Here is a 7,784-nt window from a genome sequence, read left to right as displayed (position 1 = left end):
TGTCACTTTAGACGTTATTTTGCACCAATTTTAATCGCTATTTTGCATTATAAGTAATAAAAAAGTTATCTTAAAATGATAGCTGTTAAGTTAAAATAAAGTTCTTCAACTTAAAATTAAGTGGTTAAAACAACAGTTATGATATTCCATTAAAGGGCCAGATTGTTGAGGAACGTTTTCAAGTAAATAGATTATTCTAGTATGAATATACGCATGAAATGCTCCTTTCCTGCATATACCGTAGTGATATGAAGAGGAGAGGATGAAATGGTACAACCTTTAGATCCTAAAAGGATTCCTAAATTCGTAAATCAACTCGTTATCCCACCGGTATATATGCCTACTATTCTTAGACAGCCAATATCTGGTGAAGTGATCGGGCATGCGTATAAAATTGAAGCAAGTGAATTCCAGCAGCAAATCTTACCGCCTGGATTCGGTACCACGAAAGTTTTTGGTTACAGTGGTATGATACAGGACCCGTACACGGGAAGAGCGGTTTACTATAAAAGTGCTCCAGGTTCCACATTTGAAGCCATTCGAGGAATTCCTGTACATGTTCAATGGATAAACAACATTACTGGTCCCCATTTTCTTCCGGTTGATCCGACACTCGATTGGGCAAATCCAAATTCCATGTCAGTTCCTCTACCACCATTTCCATCATTTCCACCAGGATTTCCCCTAGCACAGCAACCAGTACCTATTGTCCCTCATTTGCACGGAGGAGAGCATCCATCTTATTTTGACGGTTATCCTGATGCTTGGTTTACTGCAGATGGAAGGACCGGTATGGCTTTCATAACTAATACCTATACATTCCCCAATGTACAACAGCCTACAGCTCTTTGGTATCATGACCATACCATGGGAATGACTCGATTGAATAATTACGCCGGGCTTACAGGGTTCTATTTGCTCCGTGATATGAATGACCCCATTGTCCCGTTTCTTCCTAGTAGAGAAAATGAGATTCCACTCAACATTCAGGACCGATCTTTTAATACTGATGGTTCTCTTTTCTATGATCATATGGGGGCTAACCCAAGTATTCATCCTTATGTGGTACCAGAGTTTTTGGAAACACGATAATGGTGAATGGTAAGGTGTGGCCGAACCTTAATGTCAAACCTCAACAATACCGTTTTCGTGTTCTGAATGGTTCAAATGCTCGTTTTTATCGTTTACAGCTTTCCAATAAACAGAAATTTATCCAGATTGGCACCGATGGAGGTTATTTACCTCAAGCTGTAGAACTTTCCTCACTTTTGATTTCACCGGCAGAACGAGCAGATATCCTTATTGATTTCTCTACTTTAGCTCCTGGTACAACCGTTATTTTAACGAATACTGCTAACGCCCCGTTCCCTGATGGAACACCGGCAGACCCACAAACTGTTGGTCAAATTATGCAATTTACAGTCATAAATGAAACTGTCTTACCGCCAAAGAAATTGCCACCTGTTCTTAACAGCATTCCTCAATTAAAGCCAACAAAAACGAGAACTTTGACTTTATTCGAACTGGAGGGTCCTAATGGTCCCTTGAAAGTTACGTTAGATGGCCAACTGTGGGGTAATCCCGTTTCTGAGCTGCCTCAGGCAGGAACGACAGAAGATTGGCAAGTTGTTAACCTTACCGATGACACCCATCCAATCCATCTTCATCTCGTTCAGTTCCTGCTCGTTAGCCGCCAGAAATTCCATTCTGACGCTTATTTGAAAGACTGGATGCAACTAAATCAAACGACGCCTCCTAGCACCCCACCTTATTTTGTTAAGCCTAAGACACCACCAATAGACGCATATTTACAAGGTCAACCTATTGCACCTCCACTCAATGAGAAAGGGTGGAAGGATACCATACAAATGAATGCGGGAGAAGTGACAACGATAAGAGTTCGGTTTACTTCCCAGGATGGCAGTCCCTTTCCATTCGACCCTAGCCTTGGGCCTGGATATGTATGGCATTGCCATATGCTTGAACACGAGGATAATGAAATGATGAGACCGTTAAAGGTATTGCCTTAAAGATCTAAAAAAATAAACATGGTCAAAATAAATTTTGTTCTTTGGCAAAGTAAGGTGAACTCGAAATATAAGTTATTCCGCTAGCTTACCAAAAGTAATTCCTGTAACTATTTAAGTAATAAATACCCAAAAAGGAGATAGAACTAGATTCGATATCCATATTTTATCTCCTTTATTATCCAAGCTAAATACGCTTTTCCATTACAATGTAAACTATATATTCAAAATTACTTACTTTGGCCTAAAGCTGAAATGATGGAACCGATGGCTTGGATCCAACTTCCGACCACATTCAGTTCTTGCCCCTCCCTGTTCCTTAGTTCGTTGATACCTGAAAGTGCTTGTAATGCATTACCAATTGCTTGTAGAAGGTTTCCATATATGCTGTAAAGCTCTTTTACAGTAGGTTCACGGCCTAGAGCATCAGCAAGAGATACTCCACCACCAACTGCTTGAAGTAAATTTCCTTTTATGTTTAATTCCTTTTTTGTTTTTTCGCTAAAATTTATTAATATCCCTACAATGACCGTTGAATTTCCTATTGCCTGAATTTCGTTGCCTATCTTTTCAAGGGTAAAGTTTTTTTCACTATCTGCTACTAATGAATTTCCGGTTGCTTGTAATACATTTCCCCATAGATTTAAATCTCCAAGCAGAGTATCGGAAATATTTTTGGAAGGTGTAGCTCCGATAGCTGAAAGGGTTGTTCCAATCGCTTGGACCCAAGAACCAAACGTTGCTTTCAGTTCATTATCCATAACTTGAACACCTTCTTTTAATTATTGTAAACATTTATAGGTTGCTTTGTTACAGATGTATCCAAAATTAGATAAATGGCAAAAAAAATAGTTTGTTGTAGGGAGAAAAATTTGGGGGTGTTTATGTATAGAAGTTAAGTTATTCAGCAATCGGGCGCTTTTCATGAGTAAAAAAAGCCTAATTTCTCACTTACAACACCGAGAAATTAGGCTTTTTTTATATTTGAATTTCCTTAATGTTGTAAATCCGCATTTCCTGACGCTACTACTATTAAATAGTTTAAGAACCCGTAGATTTCTATTCTGCGAGCTCCTTTTTAATCCTATAAACAGTTGATCGAGTAATGGCATTTTTTTCTGCGATTTGCTTAATTGGGGTTCCGGATTTCAACATTCTTACGACTTCTTGATAGACTAATCGCTTTTGTGGATTCTTTGCATTAGGTGAATAAAGTAACGGACGCCCTTTGTAAACTCCTTTTTCTTTGGCAATTTTTATACCTTGGGCTTGACGACGTTTACTTTCTGTCCGTTCCATTTCTGCAACCATCGCCAAAATCTGAACAATCAAATCTTTCATAAATCGGTCCAACAAGGGGTTTCCAATAGCTTCAGCTAAGATAGGCATACTCGTCACGATCAAACCTGCATTTTTATTTTTTAAAGTAGTAACCGTTTCAATAATCTCATTGTAGTTCCTTCCTAGTCGATCAATTGCTTCAACCATGAAATAATCTCCTTCACGAACAAAATCAAGAGCTTTTTGGAATTGCTCTCGATTATTTACTGCAGCACCAGATTTCTTCTCTGTAAATATTTTTTCTGCGCCAAAACTTTTCAAGTTTTCAATTTGCCGTTCCAAATTTTGATCTTCAGTAGAAACTCTAGCATAAGCAACTTTCATTTCGTAATTTTCTCCTTTTACAAATCTATTTAATAGACACCCTAATCATACACTTAAAACCTAATCTTAACAATAATGCTTAAGTGGTTGTTTAAGGTTTACCCTAAATAGACATTGAATAAAAAATATGAAACAATGGACAGGAATCCAAAAAAAGGGAGTGACAAAAGACAATGCAAAAAATAAATTCTTTAACTCAATGTACAGAAATACAACTAGAGGAAGCACACAGAAAATATTTAATTATCTATCCATATTTACAAAAGCCAAAATATTTAGAAAAGATTAGCGTTGAGGAAAACATTTCAATTCGCACTTTGCGTTATTGGATTCAGAAATATCAAGAACTAGGTTTAAGAGGACTGGTTCGAATGAAAAGAACTGATAAGAGCAAAGTGAAAGTTGACCTAGCAATCCAAGACCAAGTAAAAAAATATTCTTGTCCAACAAAGGTATTTCAATTACTTCCATTTACCGAAGAACACTAGCTTGGTGTGAAGATAATGATTTACAATCTCTACGAACTACGCAATTAATTGCTAATTGAAATTCCTTTATTTTTCTATTTTATTCAAGGTAAGTAATATTCAAAGGAAATGTATTACTACAGAACCTAAAGCATAGGTTTAATGTAAACCTTTCTAACAATGTCAGATAAAGGGGGCAATTATATGAATAATACCAATTCAAAGTCAGAACAAAGTGATCAATCGCCAATAAGTTCTAGCCTTAGACTTGCCCTAATAACTGCTATTCTTACTACTATTGAAGAAGGCATTGCAACTATAGAAGCGATAACAGTTATAGATGAGGAAATCATTAATTCAGAAAAAGAAAAACAAGATCAAAAAGAATTAGATGAAAAGTTTGAAAAGATGCAGCAGCAAATTGACAAATTAACAACTGAATTAACAAAAGTAACAAAAAAGGAAATGGGAACAAACAGAAAGCAGTAGGTTTTTATCACAAGATAGCAAGGAGTACTAATAATCAAATTATTAAAGGGGTACGACCGAGATACATGTAAAAAAGGGTCATAGTATGGTATTGTTTACCATTTATAACCCTTTCTTGCTCTTTACTTTCTTATATACTATACAGGAATATCTCCCTCGATTGGTTGTGGAATATTTTCTAAATCGATCATATAGTCTCCGAAACGTTTTATATGCCTAGTCAGATAAGGGCTAAGCATGACAATATCTTCTTTTGAAAATACATAGCCTTCTTTAGAAAGTTCCCACAAAATAAGTGTTATATCACATACATTTTGGAATATTACTGCGTTGGCAACTAAATCATTATATTTAATTCGCTTTTCTTGTTCTTCTGGATCATTTTCTGAAATGATCCCATCGCCACCAAAAAATAGCCATTTGGAAAAGCCGTTATATGCTTCGACTTTGTTTGTACTAGCACCAATTTGCTCTCTTAGTTTTATATCAGAAATATATTTAAGCAAAAATACAGTTCTTACAATCCTTCCTAATTCCCTAAAAGCTTGATATAATCGGTTTTTTCTACTATAGTTACTTAGTTTTCTAAGTAGTGTAGAGGGTAATATTTTACCAGCTTTTATAGAAAGAACCACTTGGAGCAGATCTTGCCAGTGTGTTTCAATTAGGTCCCAGTCAACGGTATCACTAAACAACTGATCAATGTGGTGATATTTTGTGTCCTTATCAGCCCTGTAAAATTTTAAATCCTTCCAATTTCGAATACGAGGCATTAAATTAATCCCCAATAAATGTGCAAGTGCAAAAACAGGCGTTGATTGACCTTGCGTATCAGCATGTAACGTATCGGGCTGAATGTCTGATTTATTTTTCAGCAAACCATCAATAATATAAACTGCTTCCCAAACTCCACATGGAATGAAGTGACTAAAGAGTGCAATATAAGTATCTGAAACATGATGATATGCAATCCCCCCATAACCTCCGTATCGAATGTGGTATTCAGAGATTAAGTTTTCTTCGTAGAGATCAAATTTTGTTCCATCTGCAGCAGCCGTTTTTCCATCACCCCATAGTCTAGGCAAACTAAATTGATTGTATTGATTTAAAATATTACGAATAGCTTCGTCTATTTTAGATGCATTAATATGTCGCCGATTTACAAATGAAATCATGTGTGGGGTTACTGCTTTTTTCATGTGCTTAGAAGTCTGTGTTGGTCCTAAATTACATCCGTATCCAAAAGAAGTAATGATATAACGTTCCATTGCATTTTCAAGCTTAGGATCTGAACCAGATAATGGTCCAAAATGCCGTGTCCAATTTGTCCAATGTTCTACATTACAAAGAATATCTAAGACATTTCGTTCAGGTAAACGTTGAGAAATAACTACCTCTAACGCCTTACTTGTCTGAGGTTGTTCTTTTCTCATTATTTTTCTCAACGTTGGTTCTCCATTTTCATTAATGATTACCTGGCCGTTATCAGGGTAGTTTAAATCTACTTTTTGTGCAGTATCTCCTAGCCAGAGCTTTAATTGTTGAACAAAATCCCCTGAATTTGAAGAAAAGCCAAGTTCCTTACAGTATTCATCTACCATAGGTTTACACTCATCCCAAGAAAGGAGCTGTTCACGGTAATCAGCAAAATTCTCTGATCCTTTTACACAAAGGTCTCCCGTTTTTAAATCGCTTGCAAGATAGGAAAAAATACAGATTTCAAGGTGTTTACGATGGATTAAGTTATTTTCTTTAGGTACATAAATCGTTTTTTTCCACTGTTCACTAGCAAATGAAAGATCCAAATCTATTTGTAGATTTTCAATTTTTCGGTTCTCATTATCACGTAAAAATTGTAAAGCTTCTAAAAGTGATTGATCCTGTGTGGTTGAATTAATTTCAATCATACTAATCAATCTAAAAAGAGTTTTCCTGTGGCTTTTATAGAACTTCCATAAAAGAGGAAGGTAGTTATTGCCATTATATGATGAAATTGATTCACAATCTTCTTTTAATGCGTCGATACCACCTCTTCTCCCTAATAACTCCCTTATTTTCTGACCAGTCAAGGTATCGTTCTCATTTATACTTGTGGCATTTAAGACTTCCGCCAAAACAGATATAAGATTTTCAGTTTTTGATCTATGTTTTTCTCGAAGAAGTTCTAGCTCCTCTTTGCCTTTGTTATGTATAGTTCTGACTCTTTTGAGAAACATCTCTACCAAACTATCTATAGCTGAAATTTTTGAGCGATAAATCATACAAAGTAGCAGCATATATCTTTTAGCTAAATTAAAGTCTTTTAATTCTGATGCATCAAGCGCTTTTGCTTCTAAAGCGAAGTGTTTAATTTTTAAATTTGGAATATCCTCTAGTAAGCTATCAATTTCTTCTATAAAATCAGTTAACAGAAGTAACCTATTTTGTATTTCTTTCATATGCGAAAGTGTTGCGCTTTTTGGAATTTCTTTTAATAAGTTATATTCAGAAGTCCGATTATCATTTTTAGTAACTAGTAATTGATCTAATTTTCGCTCAATTTCAGGAGTCAATTTTGAAAATACTGAATTAAATAACTGGTGATTCACTAATGTTCTTATACGACGAGCCAATCGATCTAATGTACTAAAAGCAGGTAATTCACACCTTTCTTTTATTAATATTTCAATGGATACGTTGATAAGATCGGCTGGATTGTCCATTACCTGTGTAGCCTTATAAATTGAAGTAGTTGCAATATGTAAGGCTTCTTTTCCATAAGGACGTACATTGAGGTAATCTCTAATTGCTTTTTGATGTCGGTAAATTGATTTACTATTGTAATTCGGTTCAACACTAGCAGAGAGATTCAAACAGGTCCGAATATGAATCATGATCTCTACAGGAATATCTTTCGGTAGAGGAAAGTAACCAAGTCGTTGGAAAGACTTTAACATAACTAATAGACTTAGAACTGAAACAGGTCCTCTAGCAACTTTATGCGCAAATTGGTTTTCTTCAGGTGTAGGGGAGTAAACATCACGAAGTTCTTTTGAAGTAGGACGTTTTTTAAATCTTGGATAAGCCGTACGTTCTATAGATGCCAAATTACCAACTCCATTCAAATTAAGTTGGGGGTGGTGACAGAGTAGCTGCC

The 7,784-nt window shown here is 35.7% G+C and carries 7 protein-coding genes; 4 read left to right on the top strand and 3 right to left on the bottom strand.

The window, feature by feature from the left end; translation table 11 throughout:
* Positions 1 to 267 precede the first annotated feature (267 nt).
* Positions 268 to 1,092, top strand: a complete 825-nt coding sequence (locus ADJ83_RS26075; RefSeq protein ID WP_201781405.1) for a hypothetical protein — start codon at positions 268 to 270, stop codon at positions 1,090 to 1,092.
* The gene (locus tag ADJ83_RS26070; protein ID WP_051640978.1) at positions 1,092 to 2,030 is read left to right on the top strand and encodes a multicopper oxidase family protein; all 939 of its coding nucleotides are present in this window, start codon (positions 1,092 to 1,094) and stop codon (positions 2,028 to 2,030) included. The genes ADJ83_RS26075 and ADJ83_RS26070 overlap by 1 nt, the downstream gene beginning before the upstream one ends.
* 227 nt (positions 2,031 to 2,257) lie before the next feature.
* Here the strand turns inward: ADJ83_RS26070 and ADJ83_RS17260 are convergent, their stop codons facing one another.
* Together ADJ83_RS17260 and ADJ83_RS17255 are read right to left on the bottom strand one after the other, a co-directional pair.
* Positions 2,258 to 2,788 carry a DUF6944 family repetitive protein gene (locus ADJ83_RS17260; RefSeq protein WP_031538325.1) on the bottom strand — a complete coding sequence of 177 codons (531 nt, stop codon included), beginning with the start codon at positions 2,786 to 2,788 and terminating at the stop codon, positions 2,258 to 2,260.
* Positions 2,789 to 3,086: 298 nt separating this feature from the next.
* The gene (locus ADJ83_RS17255; protein WP_031538326.1) at positions 3,087 to 3,692 is read right to left on the bottom strand and encodes a recombinase family protein; all 606 of its coding nucleotides are present in this window, start codon (positions 3,690 to 3,692) and stop codon (positions 3,087 to 3,089) included.
* Positions 3,693 to 3,865: 173 nt separating this feature from the next.
* Here ADJ83_RS17255 and ADJ83_RS17250 point away from each other — a divergent pair, with 173 nt between their 5' ends.
* Together ADJ83_RS17250 and ADJ83_RS17245 are read left to right on the top strand one after the other, a co-directional pair.
* Positions 3,866 to 4,180, top strand: coding sequence for a helix-turn-helix domain-containing protein (locus tag ADJ83_RS17250; RefSeq protein WP_031538327.1), 315 nt, complete (start codon positions 3,866 to 3,868; stop codon positions 4,178 to 4,180).
* A gap of 183 nt (positions 4,181 to 4,363) precedes the next feature.
* Positions 4,364 to 4,648 carry a hypothetical protein gene (locus ADJ83_RS17245; RefSeq protein WP_031538328.1) on the top strand — a complete coding sequence of 95 codons (285 nt, stop codon included), beginning with the start codon at positions 4,364 to 4,366 and terminating at the stop codon, positions 4,646 to 4,648.
* 137 nt (positions 4,649 to 4,785) lie between these two features.
* Here the strand turns inward: ADJ83_RS17245 and ADJ83_RS17240 are convergent, their stop codons facing one another.
* Positions 4,786 to 7,734: a Tn3 family transposase gene (locus ADJ83_RS17240; protein WP_031538329.1), complete on the bottom strand. Its 2,949-nt coding sequence runs from the start codon at positions 7,732 to 7,734 to the stop codon at positions 4,786 to 4,788.
* Between the last annotated feature and the right edge of the window lie 50 nt (positions 7,735 to 7,784).

This window comes from Bacillus sp. 522_BSPC (assembly GCF_001076885.1).
GTDB lineage: Bacteria > Bacillota > Bacilli > Bacillales > Cytobacillaceae > Niallia > Niallia hominis.
Note: the sequence above shows the minus strand (reverse complement) of the source record. Positions and strands in the feature narration are given on the sequence as shown.